The organism is Endobacterium cereale (genome assembly GCF_009617585.1).
GTDB classification, from domain to species: domain Bacteria; phylum Pseudomonadota; class Alphaproteobacteria; order Rhizobiales; family Rhizobiaceae; genus Neorhizobium; species Neorhizobium cereale.
The window spans coordinates 145,986-167,540 of sequence record NZ_WIXI01000044.1; the positions used below are offsets into that span (position 1 = coordinate 145,986).

At 58.9% G+C, this 21,555-nt stretch carries 19 protein-coding genes and 1 other RNA gene; 12 read left to right on the forward strand and 8 right to left on the reverse strand.

Translation table 11 applies throughout. The annotated features are described in order from the left end of the window. Nucleotides 1-42: 42 nt before the first annotated feature. Nucleotides 43-432 carry a RidA family protein gene (locus GAO09_RS14420; RefSeq protein ID WP_153354704.1) on the reverse strand — a complete coding sequence of 130 codons (390 nt, stop codon included), beginning with the start codon at nt 430-432 and terminating at the stop codon, nt 43-45. Nucleotides 433-592: 160 nt separating this feature from the next. On the opposite strand from GAO09_RS14420, the gene GAO09_RS14425 reads away from it, so the two are divergent. The 5 genes from GAO09_RS14425 to GAO09_RS14445 all read left to right on the forward strand — a co-directional run bounded on the left by GAO09_RS14425 (nt 593) and on the right by GAO09_RS14445 (nt 9,081). After that, the gene (locus GAO09_RS14425) at nt 593-1,186 is read left to right on the forward strand and encodes a TetR/AcrR family transcriptional regulator (protein WP_324184693.1); all 594 of its coding nucleotides are present in this window, start codon (nt 593-595) and stop codon (nt 1,184-1,186) included. Between the two features lie 166 nt (nt 1,187-1,352). Continuing rightward, nucleotides 1,353-2,537 carry a Na+/H+ antiporter NhaA gene (gene nhaA, locus GAO09_RS14430; RefSeq protein WP_324184694.1) on the forward strand — a complete coding sequence of 395 codons (1,185 nt, stop codon included), beginning with the start codon at nt 1,353-1,355 and terminating at the stop codon, nt 2,535-2,537. Nucleotides 2,538-3,320: 783 nt separating this feature from the next. Continuing rightward, on the forward strand, nt 3,321-4,736 hold the full coding sequence (locus GAO09_RS14435; protein ID WP_153354705.1) for an FAD-binding oxidoreductase: 1,416 nt from the start codon (nt 3,321-3,323) through the stop codon (nt 4,734-4,736). Nucleotides 4,737-4,795: 59 nt separating this feature from the next. After that, nucleotides 4,796-8,488, forward strand: coding sequence for an AsmA family protein (locus GAO09_RS14440; RefSeq protein ID WP_153354706.1), 3,693 nt, complete (start codon nt 4,796-4,798; stop codon nt 8,486-8,488). A gap of 17 nt (nt 8,489-8,505) precedes the next feature. Then, nucleotides 8,506-9,081, forward strand: coding sequence for a hypothetical protein (locus tag GAO09_RS14445; RefSeq protein ID WP_153354707.1), 576 nt, complete (start codon nt 8,506-8,508; stop codon nt 9,079-9,081). A gap of 29 nt (nt 9,082-9,110) precedes the next feature. Here GAO09_RS14445 and GAO09_RS14450 read toward each other — a convergent pair whose 3' ends face one another. From GAO09_RS14450 to ssrA, 4 genes are all read right to left on the reverse strand, one after another. Continuing rightward, entirely contained in the window at nt 9,111-9,323 is a 213-nt protein-coding gene (locus GAO09_RS14450) for a ribbon-helix-helix domain-containing protein (RefSeq protein WP_153354708.1), read from the reverse strand. Nucleotides 9,324-9,398: 75 nt separating this feature from the next. Next, nucleotides 9,399-9,590 (reverse strand): DUF4169 family protein, encoded by a 192-nt coding sequence (locus GAO09_RS14455; protein ID WP_153354709.1) that lies wholly within the window; start codon nt 9,588-9,590, stop codon nt 9,399-9,401. A 35-nt stretch (nt 9,591-9,625) separates the two neighbouring features. After that, entirely contained in the window at nt 9,626-10,144 is a 519-nt protein-coding gene (locus GAO09_RS14460) for an SspB family protein (protein WP_153354710.1), read from the reverse strand. A gap of 162 nt (nt 10,145-10,306) precedes the next feature. Further along, nucleotides 10,307-10,674: a transfer-messenger RNA gene (gene ssrA / locus GAO09_RS14465) on the reverse strand. Nucleotides 10,675-10,802: 128 nt separating this feature from the next. Here ssrA and GAO09_RS14470 point away from each other — a divergent pair. The 6 genes from GAO09_RS14470 (at nt 10,803) to GAO09_RS14495 (ending at nt 16,636) form a co-directional block, all read left to right on the forward strand. Beyond that, nucleotides 10,803-11,597 (forward strand): thymidylate synthase, encoded by a 795-nt coding sequence (locus tag GAO09_RS14470; protein ID WP_153354711.1) that lies wholly within the window; start codon nt 10,803-10,805, stop codon nt 11,595-11,597. Further along, nucleotides 11,594-12,112 (forward strand): dihydrofolate reductase, encoded by a 519-nt coding sequence (locus tag GAO09_RS14475; protein ID WP_324184695.1) that lies wholly within the window; start codon nt 11,594-11,596, stop codon nt 12,110-12,112. The genes GAO09_RS14470 and GAO09_RS14475 overlap by 4 nt, the downstream gene beginning before the upstream one ends. Before the next feature lie 187 nt (nt 12,113-12,299). Then, nucleotides 12,300-13,442, forward strand: coding sequence for an FtsH protease activity modulator HflK (hflK, locus tag GAO09_RS14480; protein ID WP_153354712.1), 1,143 nt, complete (start codon nt 12,300-12,302; stop codon nt 13,440-13,442). Further along, nucleotides 13,442-14,419 carry a protease modulator HflC gene (gene hflC, locus GAO09_RS14485; protein ID WP_153354713.1) on the forward strand — a complete coding sequence of 326 codons (978 nt, stop codon included), beginning with the start codon at nt 13,442-13,444 and terminating at the stop codon, nt 14,417-14,419. Before hflK ends, hflC begins: the two co-directional genes overlap by 1 nt. A 165-nt stretch (nt 14,420-14,584) precedes the next feature. Beyond that, nucleotides 14,585-16,168, forward strand: coding sequence for a DegQ family serine endoprotease (locus tag GAO09_RS14490; protein WP_153354714.1), 1,584 nt, complete (start codon nt 14,585-14,587; stop codon nt 16,166-16,168). 48 nt (nt 16,169-16,216) lie between these two features. Further along, a complete protein-coding gene (locus tag GAO09_RS14495; RefSeq protein WP_153354715.1) occupies nt 16,217-16,636 on the forward strand; it encodes a hypothetical protein in 420 nt (139 codons plus the stop codon). 27 nt (nt 16,637-16,663) lie between these two features. Here GAO09_RS14495 and GAO09_RS14500 read toward each other — a convergent pair whose 3' ends face one another. Continuing rightward, nucleotides 16,664-17,230, reverse strand: a complete 567-nt coding sequence (locus GAO09_RS14500; protein WP_324184696.1) for a GNAT family N-acetyltransferase — start codon at nt 17,228-17,230, stop codon at nt 16,664-16,666. 28 nt (nt 17,231-17,258) lie between these two features. After that, complete coding sequence (gene serB / locus GAO09_RS14505; protein ID WP_153354717.1) at nt 17,259-18,152, reverse strand: phosphoserine phosphatase SerB; 894 nt, start codon at nt 18,150-18,152, stop codon at nt 17,259-17,261. On the opposite strand from serB, the gene miaA reads away from it, so the two are divergent. Beyond that, complete coding sequence (miaA, locus tag GAO09_RS14510; protein ID WP_153354870.1) at nt 18,151-19,071, forward strand: tRNA (adenosine(37)-N6)-dimethylallyltransferase MiaA; 921 nt, start codon at nt 18,151-18,153, stop codon at nt 19,069-19,071. The two genes, serB and miaA, sit on opposite strands and share 2 nt — an antisense overlap. Nucleotides 19,072-19,086: 15 nt before the next feature. Here the strand turns inward: miaA and GAO09_RS14515 are convergent, their stop codons facing one another. Beyond that, nucleotides 19,087-21,171 carry an ATP-binding protein gene (locus GAO09_RS14515; protein WP_410767679.1) on the reverse strand — a complete coding sequence of 695 codons (2,085 nt, stop codon included), beginning with the start codon at nt 21,169-21,171 and terminating at the stop codon, nt 19,087-19,089. Nucleotides 21,172-21,555: the final 384 nt, after the last annotated feature.

Here is a 21,555-nt window from a genome sequence, read left to right on the forward strand (position 1 = left end):
GCCGCAATCGCTCACGGCCGGTATGAAACGACATCTTGCGTTTTACGGAATACGCGCGATCACCTTGATCTCGAAATCGAAACCGGCAAGCCAGTTAATACCGACTGCCGTCCATGTCGGGTAGGGCTTTTCGGCGAACATCTCTGATTTGACTTTCATAACCGTATCGAACTGCGCCTTCGGATCGGTGTGGAATGTGGTGACGTCGATGACATCATCCAGCGTCGCACCCGCAGCCTTGAGAACGGCGATCAGATTGCTGAATGCGAGGCGTACCTGTGCCTCGAAATCCGGCTCCGGCGATCCGTCTTCCCGGCTTCCCACCTGTCCGGAAACGAACAGAAGTTCGCCCGAACGCACGGCGGCCGAATAACCATGTTCTTCATAAAGGGCATGCCGGCCCTCGGGAAAGATTGCTTCGCGTTTCGTCATAACACTTGCCTTTCTTGGGTTTCATTTGCGCCGCCGCTCCATGCTGCCGGCACTTCACGATGCGTTTATGTTTTGATATACGACGCGTATATTTATCTAGTGGAATACGGCGCGTATGTCAATTCCAAATACGTTGCGTATGTGAAGTTGGAGGTCTGCTGTGGCGAAAACCCGTGCTGAAACCATGGAAGAAAATCGCGCGAAACTGATTGCGGCGGCACGCAAGGCGTTCGCCGAAAAGGGATATTCCGCCGCCTCGATGGATGATCTGACGGCGGACGCGGGTCTGACGCGCGGCGCGCTCTATTCCAATTTCGGTGACAAGCGCGGACTGCTTGCCGCTGTCGTGCACCAGATCGATGGCGAGATGGCGGCCCGCGCTGAAGCGATCGGCGCGAAATGCGACGATCTGTGGGAAGGGCTGCAGCAGCAGGCAGCCGCCTATATCGAGATGGCGCTTGTTCCGGAAGTTCAGCGTATCGTGCTGCTCGATGGCCCGGCTGTGCTCGGCGATCCGTCACAGTGGCCCAGCCAGAACAGCTGCCTTCAGGAAACCATGCAGGCGGTGCGAAAACTGAACGAGGCGGGTCGTCTGAAACCCTGCGATACCGAAGCCGCCGGTCGGCTTTTGTGTGGTGCTGCCCTTAACGCTGCGCTTTGGGTGGCGGCGAGCGATGATCCGAAGACTGTGCTGCCGAAGGCGATCGAGGCATTTCGGTTGATGGCTGAAGGGTTTTTGGCAAAACGGCCGTAAGCGATAACGAAGCCGTTATCTGAAATCCCGCCAATCCGCCGTTTTCCGTGGAAAATCATCGGCCAATGCACTATCTTTCGGCGCATGGCGTGTGCTGCGTGCGCTGCGGGTTCCCCCGAAATCGACGGAGGCTGATTTCAACCTTCCAACGAGGGAGCGATAACCCGTGTCTTCGACCATTTCCAAGGGCCGTATCCGGTCCACACTGCGCAACTTTCTCGACAATGAGGCCGCAGGTGGCCTCGTGCTCATGGCCATGGCGGCGCTCGCCATCATCGTTGCCAATTCGCCGTTGGCGGAACCGTATTTCCACGCCCTGCATATCTATATCGGCCCGCTCAGCCTGCAGCACTGGATCAACGACGCGCTGATGGCGGTGTTCTTCCTTGTCGTGGGCCTCGAGATCAAGCGCGAGATGCTGGATGGCCAACTGTCCACATGGAGCCGGCGCATTCTGCCGGGCGCCGCGGCCGCAGGCGGCATGCTGTTTCCGGCGCTGTTCTACGTTGCCTTCAACTGGAACGATCCGACGGCTTTGCGTGGCTGGGCGGTCCCGACAGCCACCGATATTGCCTTCGCGCTCGGTGTCATTTCGCTGCTCGGTAGCCGCGTTCCGGCGTCGCTGAAAATCTTTCTGGCAGCACTCGCCATCATCGACGATCTCGGTGCGGTCATCGTCATCGCCGTTTTCTATACGGCGGACCTGAACATTCTGGCCTTGGCTGGCGCGGCGGCGGTTCTGGCTGTTCTCTTCGCGTTAAACCGGATGAAGGTTATGGCCCTGTGGCCGTATCTGGCGCTCGGTGTGGTGTTGTGGATTCTTGTTTTTGCGTCCGGCGTACATGCAACGTTGGCCGGCGTGCTTCTGGCCCTCACAATCCCGCTGAAGCCGACACCCGGCACGCCGGAAGCCTCGCACGACGAATCGCCGCTACACAAGCTTGAGCATCTGCTGCACAAGCCGGTTGCCTTCATCGTTGTGCCGATATTCGGCTTTGCCAATGCCGGCGTATCGCTGTCGGGTGTATCGATGGCGCTGTTTTCCGAGCCGCTCACCATGGGTGTCGCGGTCGGCCTTCTCGCCGGCAAGCTGGTCGGCGTTATGGGCACGGTTGCGGTTCTGGTGAAACTCGGTGTGGCGCACCTGCCGGCCAAGGCCACGTGGGGCCAGATGGCGGGCACCGCTTTCCTCTGCGGTATCGGTTTCACCATGTCGCTGTTCATCGGCCTTCTCGCCTTTGATGACCCTGCCGTGCAGGACCACGTGAAGATCGGTATCTTGCTGGGCTCGGTCGTGGCCGGTATCCTTGGCGCAATGCTGCTGATTATTTTCGGACGGCGTGCAGCGTAAGCCGTTGAACGACGAGAGACGGCTTAAAGCCTCCGCCATGAAGCGCGCCGTCTCTCTCCTGCGTCGTTCCAGCCTTGTGCCGGCGCGGGAGCCGATGCAGTCACGCGAAAAGAGAGTTTTGCGACCACCCACGCTCGTGTTTGTATCCTCACGGCAAGCCCGAGGATACAAACACCGCCCTCCAACAATGACTGGTCCCCATAACTCCACGAATTGACGAAAATCCCTGGACGTTTTGTTGGGGATATCAATACGTTGACTCCGATTTCATCCTCGTATCTGGGACCCGTGCGATGCTTCGCGTGTTCCATCGCTGATACACCGGGAGGTGGCCCGGGGAAGTAGAGCCGGTGCTGGTGTGGGAGAAACGCGTAGGTCTTCAATCTCGGGGTTCTCGGAAACTGGTTCCCTGTGGCGACTCGGGAGAAATGTTGAGGGCGTTACACCTCACAATGTCTCGGAAGCCTGACAAAGAGCGCCGGACGTGTGTGTGCGGTACACAAGACCGCCGGTCGGTGGCAAATCACCGGGATGGCTTTCTCAGACGAACCGAAGTCGCGGGCAAAAACCGCCGGACGGGGTAGTGAGAGGTGTCACTTGTTACTAACTATGCGAGGCAGCTTTCAGTGCCTGAACGCATGACCCGCAAAAGCATCGAGGAAAATAAAAAATCCAAGTTCGCCAAGCGATGACTTTGCCTGCTTCAAACTGGACAAAGACCGACCGCTCCCATACCACAAGGGTGAGGGCGATCTGGCCCGGATGAAACGGGAATTTTGGAAGATGGCCATCAAGGACGTTCGACAGGGCAAGCGCAACGAGCAGGGCATCTCCGCCGTACTCGATATTTTAAAGCAGGCCTTTGGTGAGCGTTTTCAGACCGGCCAGTCGTTTCGCGAGCAGCATGCCCACACCACGACCTATCTACCGGCACAATTGCCGGATGGCGTCGTTTTTGCCGAGACCAGCGAGGATGTGAAACTGGTGGTGAAAACCTGCGCCGCCCACAAGGTGCCGGTCATCGCTTTCGGCACGGGTTCGTCGCTGGAAGGCCAGGTGAATGCCGCGCATGGCGGCATTTCCCTCGATTTCAGCCGCATGAACAAGGTGCTCAGCGTCTCGCCCGAAGATCTAGATGTCACCGTCGAACCCGGCCTCACCCGTGAGGAGCTGAACGTTCATCTGCGCGATACCGGCCTGTTTTTCCCGATCGATCCTGGTGCAAACGCATCGATCGGCGGCATGACGGCTACGCGCGCCTCCGGCACCAATGCGGTGCGTTACGGCACGATGAAGGACAATGTTCTGGCGCTGACGGTGGTCACCGCCGATGGCGAGGAAATCCATGTCGGCACGCGCGCCAGAAAGTCGTCGGCCGGTTATGATCTGACCCGGCTTTACGTCGGTTCGGAAGGCACGCTCGGCATCATCACCTCGGTGACCTTGCGCCTGCAGGGCATTCCCGAAAAGATTGGCGGCGGTGTCTGCGCGTTTGAAACGGTGGAAGCCGCCTGCAGCGCCGTCATCATGACCATCCAGATGGGCATTCCTGTTGCCCGTATCGAACTTCTCGATGCCATGCAGATCCGCGCCTGCAATGCCTATTCGGATCTTTCCTATCCGGAAAAACCGACGCTGTTTGTCGAATTCCACGGCACGGACGAAACCGTTGCACTGCAATCGGCGCAGTTCGCTGAAATCGCTGCGGAATTCGGCGGTGACGAATTCGTCTTTACCGCCAATGCCGAAGAACGCGCAAAGCTCTGGAAGGCCCGCCACAACGCCTATTGGGCCGGCCGAGCTCTCGATCCGTCGCTCAGCGGTTTTTCCACCGATGTCTGCGTGCCGATCTCGCGTCTGGCCGAATGTGTGGCAGCAACCCAGGCCGATATCGCCGAAGCCGGACTTCTGGCGCCGATCGTCGGGCATGCCGGCGACGGAAACTTTCATGTCCTGGTGATGTTCGATGACAAGGATCCGGCATCTGTTGCCAAGGTGGAAGCCTTCACCCATCGTCTGGGCAAGCGGGCGCTTGCCATGGATGGCACCTGCACCGGCGAACATGGTGTCGGGCAGGGCAAGGTGAGCCTTCTTGCCGAAGAGACCGGTCCGGCCCTGAGGCTGATGCAGACAATCAAGAAAAGCCTGGACCCGGACAACATCTTCAATCCCGGAAAAATCTGGCATCCGGCGGACTGACGGTCCGGCAACGGCAAAGCAGCATATAGGGGAGATGACAGGCAGTGCTCGGACGGTTGATGCTCTTCCTCGGTGGGCTTGTGGTCGTGGCTTTGTTCACGGCCCTGTTCGCGCCGTTCTTCCTCGACTGGTCGAGCTTTCGCACCGAGTTCGAAAATCAGGCAAGCCGCATTCTCGGCAAGAAGGTGACCGTCCACGGCAATGTCGATGCCCGCATCCTGCCGTTCCCGTCGGTCACCATGCATGACGTGCGCATCGGCCGCGATACCGATGGCACGCCGCAGGTTCAGGCCGCCGAGTTTTCCATGGATATGGAACTTGCGCCCTTCATGTCCGGCGAGGCGCGCATTTTCGACATGCGCATCGTCCGCCCCAAGGCACGTATCCGCGTTCTCCCGGATGGCACGCTGGACTGGACGCGCGGCAGCCGGGTCGATATCCCGGCCCGAAATGTCGTGCTGGAAGACGTGCATGTCACCGATGCCGAGATCGAGTTCATCGACGAACAGACCGGTCGCACCCGCCGCCTGACGGCATTTAATGCCGATATGGCGGCCGCATCGCTTGCCGGCCCATGGCGGGCGGATGGCACGGCCAATCTCGACGGTTACGACGCCCGTTTCAATTTTTCGAGTGGAGAGCCGGATACGGCAGGCGGCACTGTACCGCTGCGTTTGCGCCTTTGGCCCGATCTTCAGGCGATCGAATTGCAGCTGGATGGCGCGCTTGCCATCAAGGAAGGTCGTGCCGGTTACGAAGGCGGCTTCAATCTCGTCACGCTGGCGGAAGAGACCGACGAAGAACCCGTCACTCCGCCGCCACCCGGTCCGCGCGTGCGTGGCCGTTTCGAACTTACCAATGACCGCATTCGCATTCCGGAATACCGGCTGGAACTCGGCGCCGCCGATAACCCCTACGTGACCACAGGCGAAGCGACGCTCGACACCGGCGAAAACCCTGAATTCCTGCTTACAGGTGATGGCCAGCAGATCGATGTCAATCGCCTCACGCAGGATGAGACGGGCGGCAAGACCTCGCGCAATCCCGCTGTCTCGGCGCAGCGACGCCTGAATGCGCTGATCCGCATGGCGGCCGCCATTCCGATCCCGCAGGTTCCCGGCAAGGTTTCGCTCAGCCTGCCGGCCATCGTGCTCAACGACACGACCATGCGTGACATTCATCTCGATCTGCGTCCCGCCGGAAAAGGCTGGGCGGTCGATAATGTTGTTGTGACGCTTCCCGGCCGCACCCGCGTCGAAGCCAAGGGTAATCTGCAGCTTGCTGGCAATGCAGCCTTTTCCGGTGATGTGCTGCTGGCCTCCAACCAGCCTTCGGGTTTCGCGGACTGGCTGTCCGGCAAGGTCGATCCGGCCATTCGTCGCCTCAGTTCAGCGGGCTTTTCCGCAAAGGTCGATCTGACCACCGAACGCCAGCGTTTTGAGGGGCTTGAGCTTGCAATCGGCAATGCGACTCTCACCGGCAACATCGAACGCCAGTCCTTGCCCGAGCAGACGCCGAGCCTGACCGTCGATCTTGCCGGCAACGAGATCGACATCGACGCCATGCGCGCTCTCGGTTCGCTTCTGAGCGGTGACGATGCTGGGCGCGATGTGCTCGACCACAAGCTTTCCGGCACGTTGCGCGCCGATCGTTTCAACGCCTTTGGCGTTGCTGCCGATAAAGTCGATACGAGTTTTGCCTTTGCCGATGGCGCGCTCTCATTGGAAAGGCTCACCGTCGGCGATATCGCCGGCGCGGAAATCACCGCGAATGGCAGGTTCGAAGGATCGCTTCTTGCCTATGCGGGCACCGGCACGGTCGCGCTGAAATCGTCAGATCCAACCGCCTTTCTCGCCATGTTGCGGGATCGTCTGCCGCGCAATCCGGCCTTGGCAAAACTGGCTGATATCGCCGGCTGGTATGCCGAAACCGATCTGAAAGTCGATGTGACGGTCGGCGGCAACGTGAATGGTCTCGCTGCCAGCCTCTCGGGCGTCAGCAATGGCAGCCGCGTCAATGGCGATATCCGCCTGCCGGAACTCTTCGACCTCACCGATAACAACAGTTTTGTCGCGAAGGCTTCGCTTGAAAATCCCAATGCCTCGACCCTCTTCGGCCAAGCCGGTCTCGATCCGCTGCCCTTCGATGTCGACGGTGATGGTCGCCTGACGGTAGCCGTCAGCGGTGGCGAGGATAAGCCTGCCACGGTCGATCTCGCATATGCCGCCGGCGAGACGACGTTTTCCGCAAAGGGGGAGATCAATCTGATCGATCCCGGTTTCGGTAACGGCAAGCTTGCACTTGCAGCGACAAGCCCGGATATCGAGCCTTATCTGCTGATGACCGGCATAGGCCTGCCGCAATTCGGCGCCGGCCTGCCGGCAAAACTGTCCACCGATCTTACGCTGACGCCCGAGGCTATCACTGTGGCCGCTCTGGATGGTACGCTGTCCGGCAACGCATTGAGTGGTGAAATCCGTCTCGACCGCAGTACGCCCGCTTTGGCTGCAAGCGGCAGGCTTGCCATCGATACGCTCGATCTCGCATGGCTGGGGGAGGCGATCTACGGTCCGCTAACCAATGCCGAAACCGGCCGGCTCACATCGAAGGATTTTTCCCTTCCGGTCTTCGGTGGCGCTGATGTGACGCTCGATGTCTCGGCCAAAACCCTGCGTACGGATTTCGCCGCTGCAGTGACCGGTTTCACCGGCCGCATCACCCATCGTGGTGGTAATCTGACGATCGAAAATCTCGCCGGCATATGGAACGGCGGCAAGATTGGTGGTCGCGTGATGATGTCGAACGGGCAGGGCGTCGGGATCTTTCAAACCCGCCTGACGCTTGAAGGCGGCAATCTCGCGCCGCTGCTCTGGCAGGCGGAAAGTGGCGCACCGGTTGCGACCGGCGGTGTCGGTTTTGATCTGGTGGCCGAGGCCACGGCAAAAAGTGTCGCCGATCTTTTGGGGTCTGCCAGCGGTTCGGGGCAGGTTCGCCTGTCGAATATCACCGTCAACGGCCTTAATCCCGGCCTGCTGACGCCTCTGCTCACACAGGCCGATGGTATCAAGGGCGAGGTGACGGCGGCGAAGGTTCAGCCGCTGGTCGCTGCTCTGGTTCATGCGGGCCAAACCCGCATCGGCGACGTCGCCATTCCCTTCACCATGACCAATGGCGAAGCCCGCGCGCAGAATATCGCCGCCGCCGATGGCGCGGCCAAACTCAACGGTGCTCTGCGCCTGAATTTTTCGGAAAACACGCTGGCCGGCGAAATCGCCGTCGGTTTCGATGCCGGTGAAGAGGCATTGGCGGGCGGTGATGCAGCGTTGAAGCTGGTTTATTCCGGCGATCTCTCCGAGCCGACCGAAACCATCGACGTTTCCGACATGAGCAATTTTCTCTCCATGCGCGCCTTCGAAAAGGAACGCCGCCGCGTCGAAACCTTGCAGGCGAGCGTTTTGGAAAAACAACGCCTGCGCCGCGAGGCTGCACTCTATACCTTCCGCGAAAATGAACGCCGCATCGCCCGCGAAAAGGCCGTCGCGGATGAGAAGGCGCGGCTGGAGGAAGACGCGCGCATTGCCGCCGAACAGGAGCAGCGGCGTCAGCTCGAAGAAAAGGCAGCAGACGAGCGCCGACGCCGCGAAGAGGCCGAGCCTCGCCTGACACTACCGCCAGCCGATGGTGGCAGCGGCACACCGGCGCTCGATTTCAACACTCAGGATTTTCGGAGCTTGCCGGGCGTGCAGCAGTGAGAGCGGGGTACAGTGCGATGAAATGGGTCCTGCCGATTATTGCTGCCGTCTTTGGGGCTCCGGCGGGCGGAGCGAAGGCTTCCAGCGAACTGGATCGGTTCTTGGTCTGCTATGACAACGGCATTTCCGGAAAAACTGAGCGCAAAATCGTGGCTGGCGAGATCGCGTCGACTTTGCGAAAAATGAGCCACCGCATTTCAGCAATATCGGAGGAGGAAAGGGGGTGGCTGAAATCCGAGATTGACGACACGCTGGCTGCCAGCGGTAGCACACCGACCACACGTGCGGTCGAGGCGGAGAAATCTGCGGCCTACGCCAAGCAGCAGGAACGAAACCTGACGGAACGGATCGCCAAAACCGCCGAGGACATCGAGAGCAAGGACATGGATCCTGTCAAGGAGATGGAGAGCTGGATCGCAATTCAGGACGGCATTTTCGGAAGTGGTTATATTGACTATATCGCGACCTTGGTTCGTGCCGGGCATCTTGCATCCAAGGATGTTCCGATAATCGTCTCCGAGGAACGAAGAGATGATAACTTCAAGGCTTTCACCGCCTGCCTCATCAATTCGATCGTCGATGACCTGCCGTAGGTGATGCCCGTCTCGTTAAAAGTGTGCTGTCAGCCTTCGCCCTTGAGATGCCGCAGCACATGCACACGCAGTGCCGAAGACAGATTGCTCTCGGCGTCGCGGCCATCATCGATTTCGGCAATCAAGCCGGCCACGCTTTTCTGGCGCGCGACCGCGATCGTCTTGAGCTCGCTCCAGAACTCGTCCTCGAGCGTGAAACTGGTGCGATGCCCATGCAGGGTCGCGGAATGTTTGCGGATCATGGTACCGTACTCGCACACGAGACTGATCGTATCGGCATTTCAGGCGGAGAGGTAACGTAACGTCATAACGCCAGGTCAGGCGTCGTCTTCAGGCTTGTCCAGCTTCTTCTGGTCGAGCGCGCGCTCGGCCTTGTCATTCAGCGCCTTTGTCAGCGTCTTTTCTGTTTTCGTCCGTCCGAAAGTCAGGCGGTTCTGTTCCGCCTGGCTTTGTTTTTCGGCTCTGGCCTTGGTCTTGCGGAACTGACGCAGGTTGACGATGTCGGCCATGGCATATTCTCCGGATCGGCGTAGCGCCGATCTGATCAGTGCTTTTTGCGGAACGAATCCAGCGAGACGACCGAGCCTTCCTTTTTTGGTTCGTCGGATTTTTCTTCCGCTTCACCTTCCACTGCCGGCTTGGATGCGGCGTCGATCGGATATGCGGTGATTTCCGCGCCGGCGTCGTTATCGTCCTCGTCAGCCATCGGAACCTCGAATTCAAGCTCGAAGTTCACCGACGGATCATAGAAACCGCGGATGGCGTTGAACGGAATGACGAGGCGTTCCGGCGTGTCGGAAAAGGAAAGACCGATCTCGAACTGCGTATCGTTGACCTTCAGATCCCAGAACTGGTGCTGAACGACGATGGTCATCTGCTCGGCATATTTCTGCTTGAGGTGCTGCGAAATGCGCACGCCCGGCGCACCGGTCAGGAAGGTGATGAAGAAGTGATGTTCACCGGGAAGCCGGCCAGTCGTGGCGACTTCGGACAGAACCTTGCGGATGACGCCGCGCAGAGCGTCCTGCGCCAGAATATCGTAGCGGATATGATCCTGCCCCATCGGCCTGTCTTCCATTCGTTGTCGTCTTTTCTTATCGGTTCGGTTGCGTTCGCCCGTTATAGGGCAGGGCAAGGTTGGGGAAAAGCCCCCGCTCACTCTCGATTCCGAGCATTCTACAAAATTTCAGGGGTCAGGAGAAGCAGGTCTTCAACGGGAAGGTAAGGTGGAGGTTTCTGTTGCCAGGTACCTCCGAACCCCGCCTTACGGGGCTAACCGTAAGGACTTAAAGCGGAATTCCCGCACCGCCATTAGGCAGCGAGAGCGTATTCCTTAGCGTTGTTGTCGTTTGCAACTACACTTGTGACCCGATAACGGCGGTATCATGCCGAGCAAAAGTACGATCTTTACGCCCTTGTCGATCCTATTTCGCCCCCATCAAAAGCCGGTCATTTCGACCGACCGGTTTTTGGTGGAGGCGCCGGGTACCGCCCCCGGGTCCAATAGGTTTATTACACCGACCATTTATCGCCATATCCGGACCGAAGCCCGGCACGGGTGATATAGGGGTTCGCGAGCCCGTTGAAAAGAGGTCTTGTCATCTTGCTGTGATGATCGTGGAAAAGCCGGAAAAAGCGTCGGCGTTCGACGTTGCCATCATTGGTGCGGGGCAGGCGTGCTATTATGTACGTGAAAAATTCAGGAATCGGCGGTCCACTCCATGAAACAATATCTCGACCTTCTCCGGCATGTTATGGAAACCGGCAGCGACCGTGGTGATCGCACCGGCACCGGCACGCGCTCGGTTTTCGGTTATCAGATGCGTTTCGATCTGGCGGACGGGTTTCCAGTCCTGACCACTAAGAAACTGCATCTGAAATCGATCATCCACGAACTCCTGTGGTTCCTGCAGGGCGATACCAATATCGCTTATCTCAAGGAAAACGGCGTGCGCATCTGGGACGAGTGGGCCGATGAGAACGGCAATCTCGGTCCGGTCTATGGTTATCAGTGGCGTTCATGGCCAAAGCCGGATGGCGGACATGTCGACCAGATCAAAAACCTGATCGAAGGGCTGAAGACCAATCCGAATTCGCGCCGTCATATTGTTTCGGCGTGGAACCCGGCGCTGGTGGACGAGATGGCGCTGCCGCCCTGCCACTGCCTGTTCCAATTCTATGTGTCGGACGGAAAACTGTCCTGCCAGCTTTATCAGCGTTCCGGCGATATCTTTTTGGGGATTCCGTTCAACATTGCTTCCTACGCGTTGCTGACACTGATGGTGGCGCAGGTCGTTGGTCTGGAGCCCGGCGAGTTTGTCCACACGCTGGGTGATGCGCATATCTATTCGAACCATTTCGAGCAGGCCGAGTTGCAGATGACCCGCACGCCCAAGGCGCTGCCGACCATGCGCATCAATCCGGAGGTGAAGGATATCTTTGGCTTCACGTTCGAGGATTTCACGCTCGAGAATTACGAGGCGGATGCCCACATCAAGGCGCAGGTGGCGGTGTGAAGAAAATTCCGGTCGCCATTTACGTTGCTGTCGCTGATAACGGCGTTATCGGCCGCGATGGTGACATGCCGTGGAAACTGTCGACCGATCTCAAGCGCTTCAAGGCCATGACCATGGGCAAGCCGATGGTCATGGGCCGCAAGACGCTCGATACCTTTGGTGGACGGACCTTGCCCGGCAGGCCGCACGTTGTTGTTACCCGCAATGCGCATCTTGATGTCGGCGGCGTGGAAACCGTCTCTTCATTGCAGGCCGGAATCGAGCGTGCCCACGCGCTCGCCGAGGAAAGTGGCGCCGAAGAGATTGCTGTCATCGGTGGTGGCGAAATCTACCGGCAGGCGATCGAGATTGCCGATATTCTCTATGTCACACATGTCGAGGCTGAAATCGCTGACGGCGACACCTTTTTTCCGGCCATCGATTCCGCCGTATTTGAGAACGGCGAAGAGCTTGTTGTGCCCGTCGGCGAAAAGGATACCTATCCCACCCGTTTCGTGACCTATCGTCGCAGATAGGTTGTGGTTTGTAAGGTTTCGTTTTCGAAATCGTCTCAAAGCCTTGCGAAACCTGCCCTGAACACCGGGAAGTTATTGAGCGCGCGTTGAAACCACGTGTTGTGAACCCTATAACGGGTTGGATCGGGAAATGTGCGGGGGAATTCGCGCGCCACCGGCATGGGAGTATTCCAACAAAGAGGTTTTGATGCCCTGGAGCAATCAGAATGGCGGCGGCCCCTGGGGGGGCGGCGGCGGAAATAACAACGGAAATAACCAAGGCGGGCCTTGGGGGCAGGGACCGAACAAACCGCGCGGTGGTGGCGGTGGTGGAAACGGCGGCGGCAATGGCGGCCCTCCCGATCTCGAAGACCTGATCCGGCGCAGCCAGGACCGTCTGCGTAGCGTCATGCCCGGCGGTTTCAATGGTGGCGTATTTGCCATCCTGGCGCTGGTGATCGTCGCTTTCGTGGTGTTCCAGTCCTTCTATACGGTGCAGCCGAACGAACGTGCTGTCGAATTGCGCTTTGGTGTGCCGAAGCAGGAAGTGTCCGGACAGGGTCTGCATTTCCATTTCTGGCCGATCGAGACGGTTGAAATCGTGCAGATCACCGAACAGCAGCAGACGATTGGTGCGCGTTCGACGACCAATTCGAATGCGGGCTGGATGCTGACCGGCGATACCAACATCGTCAACGTACAGTTCTCGGTTCTCTATACGATCACCGACCCGGTGGCCTATCTCTTCAAGCTGGAGACGCCATCCGAAACGCTTTCGCAGGTTGCCGACAGCGCCATGCGTGAAGTCGTTGGTCGCCGTCCGGCGCAGGATATTTTCCGTGATGACCGTGCCGGTATCTCCGTGCAGGTCCTCAACATCATCCAGGATACGCTGAACCGCTACGGTGCGGGCATTACGATCAATGCCGTTCCGATCGAGGATGCGTCCCCACCGCGTGAAGTGGCCGATGCCTTCGAAGAAGTGCAGCGTGCCGAGCAGGATGAGGACCGTCTGGTCGAGGAAGCTAACCGTTACGCCAACCAGAAGCTTGGTGGCGCACGTGGTCAGGCCGCGCAGGTTCGCGAAGAAGCTGCCGCTTATCGCGATCGCGTCGTCAACGAGGCGACCGGTGAAGCACAGCGCTTCATCTCGATCTACGATCAGTATAAAAACGCGCCGGAAGTCACCCGTCAGCGTATCTTCCTGGAAACCATGGAGGGCGTGCTGAAGAATTCCAACAAGGTGATCATCGAAGACGGCAAGGGCGTTGTTCCCTACCTGCCGATCAACGAGCTTATGAAGCAGCCCGCCGGTGCGGCAGCTGCGACACAGCAGCAGGGGGCAAACTGATGGTATCGAACAAGTTGCCCGCTTTCCTGATCGCTTTCGGCGTTCTTCTTTTCATCCTCTATTCGTCCGTGTTCGTCGTCAACGAACGCGAGCAGGCGATCGTCATCCGCTTCGGTGAAATCCAGTCCGTTAAGTCGGAGCCGGGTATTTACTTCAAGCTGCCTTTCGCGATGGCGAATGCCGACCGTGTCGTTTATGTCGAAGACCGCGCCCTGCGTTTCGACCTCGACAATATCCGCGTTCAGGTTCGCGGCGGTGCTTTCTATGATGTCGACGCCTTTGTCGTTTATCGTATTGAGGATCCTCGCCTCTTCCTGCAGATGGCATCGGGCGAACGCGCCAATGCCGAACGCCTGCTGCGTACGCGTCTCGATGCCGGCCTGCGCCGCGTTTATGGTCTTCGCAGTTTCAATGCCGCACTTTCCGACGAGCGCGTGGCGATGATGACCGACGTGCATGATGATCTGAACACCGCAGCAACCACGCTCGGCATCAAGATCCAGGACGTTCGTATTCGCCGTACCGACCTGACGCAGGATGTGTCTCGTCAGACCTTCGAACGTATGAAGGCGGAACGTCTGGCGGAAGCCGAACTGATCCGTGCCCGTGGTAACGAAGAGGGCCAGCGTCGTCGCGCTGTAGCCGATCGTCAGGTGATCGAACTCGTTTCGGAAGCCGGACGTGATTCGGAAATCATTCGAGGCGAAGGCGATGCCGAACGGAACCGCATCTTCGGCGAAGCTTTCACGCGCGATCAGGAATTCTTCGAATTCTATCGCTCGATGCGTGCCTACACCGAGTCGATGAGCGGCACCGGCACTACCATGGTCCTGTCGCCCAATTCCGAGTTCTTCCGGTTCTTCTCGAACTCGAAAGGCACCAGGGACCAAGGGCAGGCTCAGGGGCCGGGACCAGTTCGCACGGCGCCGACCGCGCCCGCAGCTGGTGGCCAGCCGACGGCACCGGCCAACAACTGAAGGTAAGGAACTGAACTTGAGGGGCGGCTTTCGGGCCGCCCCTTTCGTTTGGGAATACTGTTCATGGGGATGGAGCGCGCTATCTCACGAAAAGGTAATTTCCCCGGTCTTCATTCCGCCTTATGCTTCTGTTCCAGATAAGTCGGGTTCTCAGCGAGGATATAGATGGCTCGTTCCTTTCGATCGTCCTTGAAACGGTCCGCAGCGGCAGGTGCCGCATTCGTCATGCTTTCGGGCGCAGTCCTCACGCCGTCGGCGGCCTCGGCGCAGGCGCAGGCAAATTCGCCGCTTGCACCACCGCCAGGGGCAGGGCCGGCATCCGTGGCAGACCTCGCGGAAGGCCTGCTTGATGCTGTGGTCAACATCTCCACGTCGCAGAGCGTCAAAGACGAAGGTGAGGGGCCACAAAAGCCGGCTGGGCCGGAAGGTTCTCCCTTCCAGGATTTGTTCAACGATTTCTTCGATGGTGACGGCAAGGAGCAGGGCAACCGCAAGGTCAATTCGCTCGGTTCCGGCTTCGTGATCGATCCGGCCGGTTTCGTGGTGACGAACAATCACGTTATCGAAGGTGCGGACGATATCGAGGTCGTGTTTCCAAACGGCGACAAGCTGAAGGCGAAGCTGATTGGCACCGATACCAAGACCGATCTTTCCGTTCTGAAGGTCGAGCCCAAGACCCCGCTGAAAGCGGTTCGTTTCGGCGATTCGCGCAAAATGCGGATCGGCGACTGGGTGATGGCGATCGGCAACCCGTTTGGCCTTGGCGGTTCGGTAACGCTCGGCATCATTTCGGCGCGCGGGCGCAATATCAACGCCGGTCCTTACGACAACTTCATCCAGACGGACGCGTCCATCAATAAGGGCAATTCCGGTGGTCCGCTTTTTAACACCAAGGGTGAGGTCATCGGCATCAATACCGCGATCATTTCACCGAGCGGCGGGTCTATCGGTATTGGCTTTGCCGTGCCGACAGAACTGGCCGAAAATGTCGTCAAGCAGCTGATCGAATTCGGCGAGACGCGCCGTGGCTGGCTTGGCGTGCGGATTCAGCCGGTAACGGACGATGTTTCATCCAGCCTCGGTCTGAAAAGCGCCCAGGGCGCGTTGGTATCTGGCGTCATCAAGGGTGGACCGGTCGATAATGGTAGCATCAAGGCCGGCGATGTCATTCTCAGCTTCGACGGCAAGCCGGTGAAGGAAATGCGCGACTTGCCGCTGGCAGTGGCGGAAAGCCCGGTCGGCAAGGAAGTTGATGTCGTCGTCATGCGCGATGGCAAGGAGCAGACCGTTAAGGTCACGCTCGGTCAGCTGGAAGACAGTGCCGAGCCTGAGGAAAATGCCGGCCAGCCGGTCCTGCCGGAAGGCGAGGGCGAAGATATGGAGCCGGACAATGATACGGCCGAAAACCAAGGCCCAGATGTGAAACCGCCTGCTGATACGGACGCAGTGGCCCCGAGCAGCCTCGGTCTGGCGCTCTCGACGCTGGGTGAAGACCAGCGCAAGAGCTTTGGCATAGGTGCCGCCGTCAATGGCGTGGTGATCACGGCTGTGGAACCCAACACTGCCGCGGCTGAAAAAGGCCTGAAGGCCGGCGAAGTCATCGTAGAAGTCGGTCAGGACCAGGTGAAGAGCCCGGAAGATGTGACCAAGCGGGTGCAAACACTCAAGAATGAAGGTCGCCGCTTCGCGCATATGATGGTGTCGGGTGCCAATGGCGAGTTGCGGATCGTGGCCGTGCCGCTGGAATAGTGGTCAAGCCATCTATCTTTTGTTCAGTTGTTTGGAGAAATGATATCGTTGCAGAAACAACGGCTTCTGGTCATGTTCTCCGCACTGATCCTGATGGTTGCGCCACATTCGGCCGTGTCTGAAAATCGAGATGCGGCCGAGTTCAACGTGCGGTTCGGTGTCCTGTTTGAAGAAGAGGAGCCTCTGGCGGGCAATGTTACCTGCCGGGCGAACCAGTCCTGCCTGCTGCTTCAACATGACACTTTACGTGTCGAAATCCTTGCTGGTGACAGACCGCACCGCCGCACCGTTTTCAAGCAGTTGACTGTTAGGTGTCCCGACGGTTGTTCGTTTGCGGGCGGGCGGTCAAAGCGTTCGTTTTCAACGGAACGGCAATTCGAGTTCTTCAAGGGTTCAGATTCAATGCAGATTCCTCTGGTGCTGAAGCCAACGCGGAAACTTGGCGAGATATTGCTGACCTTCCCGTGATCGCGGAGACGCTCATTCTGCCGATGATCAGACGGTCTGTTTTGGCTGCCACAACTCAGCCGCCGCCACATAAACCACATGCTGTTTTAGATGCGGATGTGTATCCGGCACGCGGGGATGTTTGAAATCCAGCCATGGCTGGCGTTGCATGCCGATGCGCTCCATCACCGCCGTCGAACGGAGGTTTTCGGCGACCGCAAAGGACACCACCGCCTTCATGTTGCGCGTCGTCAGCGCGTCGTCCAGCAAGGCCCGCGCGGCTTCCGTGACGTAACCGTTGCCCCAGTAGCGGGTGGCGAGGCGCCAGCCGATCTCGATCATGCCATCGGGAAAGATTTCGGGAAGATTGGTGGGCGACAGACCGCAGAAACCCATCGGTTCGCCGGTTTCCTTCAACGCCATCGCATAGAAGCCGATGCCGGTGTCGGTAATCATTCCATTCAGTTTTTCGAGGACGGCGTCAGATTCTTCGTACGAGCGACGGAACGGAAAGAACTCCATCACCTTCGGATCGGCATTGATCTCGCGAAAAAGATCACGGTCGGATGGCCGCCAGTTGCGGAGAATGAGGCGCTCTGTCTCCAGGATGATCACGTTCGCCTCCCTCGGCCCCGCCGGGATTTCAGGCGACAGGCGCAAAATCGGTTTTGCGATATCCCTGGATGTAGAGAAGGGCGGTGAGGTCGCCATGGTCGATGCGCATCTTGGCCTGTGCCGCCACCGTCGGCTTGGCGTGCAAAGCGACGCCCGAGCCGGCAACGCCGAGCATGCCGAGGTCGTTGGCGCCATCGCCGACCGCCATCGTTTCTTCCGGCGCGATGTTCAGTTTTTCGCAAAGGTCGAGCAATGCGTCGATCTTGGCCTGTTTGCCGAGGATGGGTTCAGCGACCTCGCCGGTCAGCGCGCCATCGTTTTCGAGCAGAATATTGGCGCGGTTCTCGTCAAAGCCGAGCGTGTCGGCAATCCGGCTGGTGAAGACGGTAAAACCACCGGAAACCAGGGCGCTGTAAAAGCCCTTGGCCTTCATCGTGGCAATGAGCTGCGGACCGCCGGAGGTGAGCGTGATGCGTTTTGCGATGACCTCATCAACGACGGTGATCGGCAGGCCCTTCAGCAGAGCGACACGCTCGCGCAGAGCCGGTTCGAATTCGATCTCGCCATTCATGGCGCGGGCGGTAATGGCTGCAACCTTCTCCTTCAGGCCCACTTCAGCGGCCAGTTCGTCGATACATTCTTGGCCGATCATGGTCGAATCCATATCGGCAAGCAGCAACTTTTTGCGGCGCGTTTCCGCCTGCTGGATGACGAGGTCGATCGGCTTGTCCGCGATTAGGGAGCGTAGCGCGGTTTCGACGATAGCCAGATCGGCACCATCGCGTAATGCGATATCACAGGCAATTCCATCGGCCAGCCAATACAGACCCGAGGCATTTGCCGTCTCTGCGGCCTGTTCGCCCAGCCCGGCACTGAGAACGGGATTTGACGGATGGGCAATGAGCGTGGCAACGAAAGCCATGATGAACGACCTTGTGGACGATTTCGATGCGATCCTGATAACCGGGCCGACTGCCAGCGGCAAGTCGGCACTGGCGATCGAGTTCGCCAAAAAGCATGACGGCGTGGTGATCAATGCCGATAGCATGCAGGTCTACGATACGTTACGGGTGCTCACGGCCCGTCCCTCTGATGAGGATATGGAAGGCGTGCCACACCGGCTTTACGGGCACGTGCCGGCGATAACGGCCTATTCGACGGGCGAGTGGCTGCGCGACGTGGAGCGCCTGCTTGGCGATCTGAAACGCGAAGGAAAGCTGCCGGTGCTGGTCGGCGGGACCGGACTTTATTTCAAGGCGCTCACCGGCGGCCTTTCGGACATGCCGGCCATTCCCGATAACTTGCGCGAATCACTACGTCAGCGATTGACGAACGAAGGTCCGGAAATCCTTCATGCGGAACTCGCAAACCTTGATCCTGAGATGGCGGACCGACTGCAGGTGAAGGACGGGCAGCGCATTTTGCGCGCACTGGAAACCTATCTTCATGCGGGGCGTTCGATTTCGCACTTTCAGGAAACACGCGGACCGATGATCATCGATCCTGCACGGGCGAAAAAGATCGTTGTATTGCCCGATCGGCCTGTCCTGCACGACCGGATCAACCGCCGTTTCGAGATCATGCTGGCGACCGGCGCCATTAAGGAAGTAGACGCGCTGTTGGCATTGCGACCGGCGGCGAATCTTCCGGTGATGAAGGCGATCGGCGTGAACGAGATCGCCGAGATGAATACCGGGCGCATGAGCCGTGCGATGGCGATCGAGCGCGGATCGGCGCTGACGCGTCAGTATGCGAAACGGCAGATGACGTGGTTTCGCAACCAGATGGACGGGAGTTGGGAGCGCTGGTCCGGGCCCGAAGGCCCGACCGATAATGCGTGAAGGACAGACGCTGCGTCAGTCCTTGTCGTACAGACTGCTCAGCGGCTTCTTCAGAATGCTTTCGCGAAGCGGGCTGTTGCCATCCTGACGGCCAAAGGCCGGACGCGATGGTTCATTGCGACCAGGCGAGCCGTAATCCGGTGCTGCGTCGCGGCGAGTTTCCGTAAAGCGTGGTGATCTTGCCGGTTCCACATCACGCTGCGAGCGCGGCAGCATGTCCGGGCGATAGGGCTCGAGGCCTTCGACCGATTGCGAATGATCTGCCTGGGTCGGAGCGAGGGGCGGCATGTCGTCAACACGCATTTCGCTTTTCCAGCGGGCCAATTCGGCATCGCTGGCACCATCATCGTCTGCGTCATCGAGATAGGCTTCCGTCTGCGCGAGCGAAAAGCTCTGCGCACTGACGCTGCGCTGGAAACTGCTGATGTCGGGACCGGAAGCCGAGCGCATCCGCGTGACAACGGAGCGAAGATCGACGGTATCGGGGGTGTCGTCGCCGTCATGATGGGCTGCGCTCATGCCGTTCGCCTTGGGCAGATGGCTTTGATCGACGCGGGTGAAGCGCATACGCATCGGGACAGAAATTGCCTCGCCGAAGGCGATGGCTTCGCCGTTGCCGATCGAAGACAGGAAGCTTGTCGTGGAGATGGAGGAGTTCGGAATAGCCTTGCGGATAATGTCCTGGTCGGTTTCGTTGGCCAGGCGCATGGCAAAGACCGTCGAGCACTGCGACAGGATTGTCTGGTCGAGTTCACCCGGACGCTGGGTGATGACGCCGAGTGAGACGCCGTATTTACGGCCTTCCTTGGCGATACGGGCGATAGCCTGTCGTGTCGGGACAAAGCCAAGATCCCGATCTGCCGGAACATAGCGGTGTGCTTCTTCGCAGACGACCAGCATGTGGATTGCGCCATTGCTCCACAGCGCCAGTTCGAACGACATGCGGCACAGGATCGAGGCCACGGAGTTGACGACCTCGGACGGAATGCCGGCAAGCTGGAAGGTGGAGATCGGCCGGTCTTCTCCGGGAATGCGGAAAATATGCGCGATCGTCTCCATGATCGTGTCTTGGATCGTGTTGTTGGAGAACATGAAGTGATAGCGCGGATCGTTGATTGCCGATGACACGCGCATCTTGAGCGAGCGCAGAACCGGCTTTTCGCTGCGGCCCTCAAGGCGCCCGATGCGCTCATCGATCAGCGCCAGAAGATCGGCCATGCGGTAAGGTACCGGCGTATCGGCGGTAACGGAGCTTTTTTCCGTGGTGCGGCGCATCAGCGAGTTTTCACTGCCCCGGAAGGCGCGTTTTGCCTCGGGGATAATGTCGCGCAGGATGTCGAGTTCTTCGGCAACCGGGGCACGGCCACGGAAGACCACTTCGGCGAATTCTTCCAGACGCATCAACCAGAAGGGAAGGTCGAGCGTGTCCGTGTCGATGACGACAGCTTTCTCGGGGAAGGCGGCGGCAAACTCGTTGTGCGGATCGAGGATCAGGACACGCAGCTTGGGGTCGGCTTCGATCGCCTTGTTGAGAAGCAACGAAACGGCGGTCGACTTGCCAACGCCGGTCGAACCCACGACGGCAAAGTGTTTTGATAGCATGGACGGGATGTGAATCGTGGCGTCGATCGCTTCGTCCTGCGTCAGTTTGCCGACGACACAGCTTTCACTCTGTCCGGTATCGTAGATACGCACCAGGTCGGCCGCGCGGATGCGATGCGCGATTGCACCGAGATAGGGGTAACGCGAAATACCGCGCGAAAACTCCTCGCGACCGTCCGGGCTGACGCGGACTTCGCCGAGCAGTTCGACTTCGATGCGAAACTCGTTGTCGCCGCCATCTTCCCATTCCTGCTTGGAGGTGGACATGGAATAGGAGATGGCGACCACGCGGTTCGTACCGACGCTGATCGAGATCAGGCGCCCGACCGACCAGAGCTCCGTCAAGCCTGTTTCGCCGTTTTCAGCAACTGCCGCGATGGTCGCATGGGCGCCGTTGCAGGCGACAATGCGCCCAAGCAGTCGGTTGCCTGGTTTCTCGCCGTCGCGTCTTTCCTGCTCGCCGGCTGTCATCGCTTTCTGAAAGTCACTGTTACGCACTACTTGGCCCCTATTCTCTGGGTCGGGCTGAAACAATCGATCTATTACTTATGGGGGTGACCCCTTTAATCTTGGGGGACATTATCGCAGGCAGCTTAATAAGGTGTTTCAATAGGTTGTCGCATGCTAGTTGTCGTCGCTTTCGGGACAGATGTATTTGCGGGCCGATTTTTCAGGCAAATCGCGTTGACGGGTGATATGTTTGTCGCTAACACTCGCATCATGAAAAATTCGATCGCTCTTATTGTGGTGGGAACGCGCATGGGCAGGATGGTGTAACCATCCGGCGTTAGCCACCCATGCGCGAAAAGACAGGCTCCTAAGGGGCCTTTTTTTATGCCTTGTTTCCGGATCGACAATCATCAAACTCGCCCGACCGGAAAC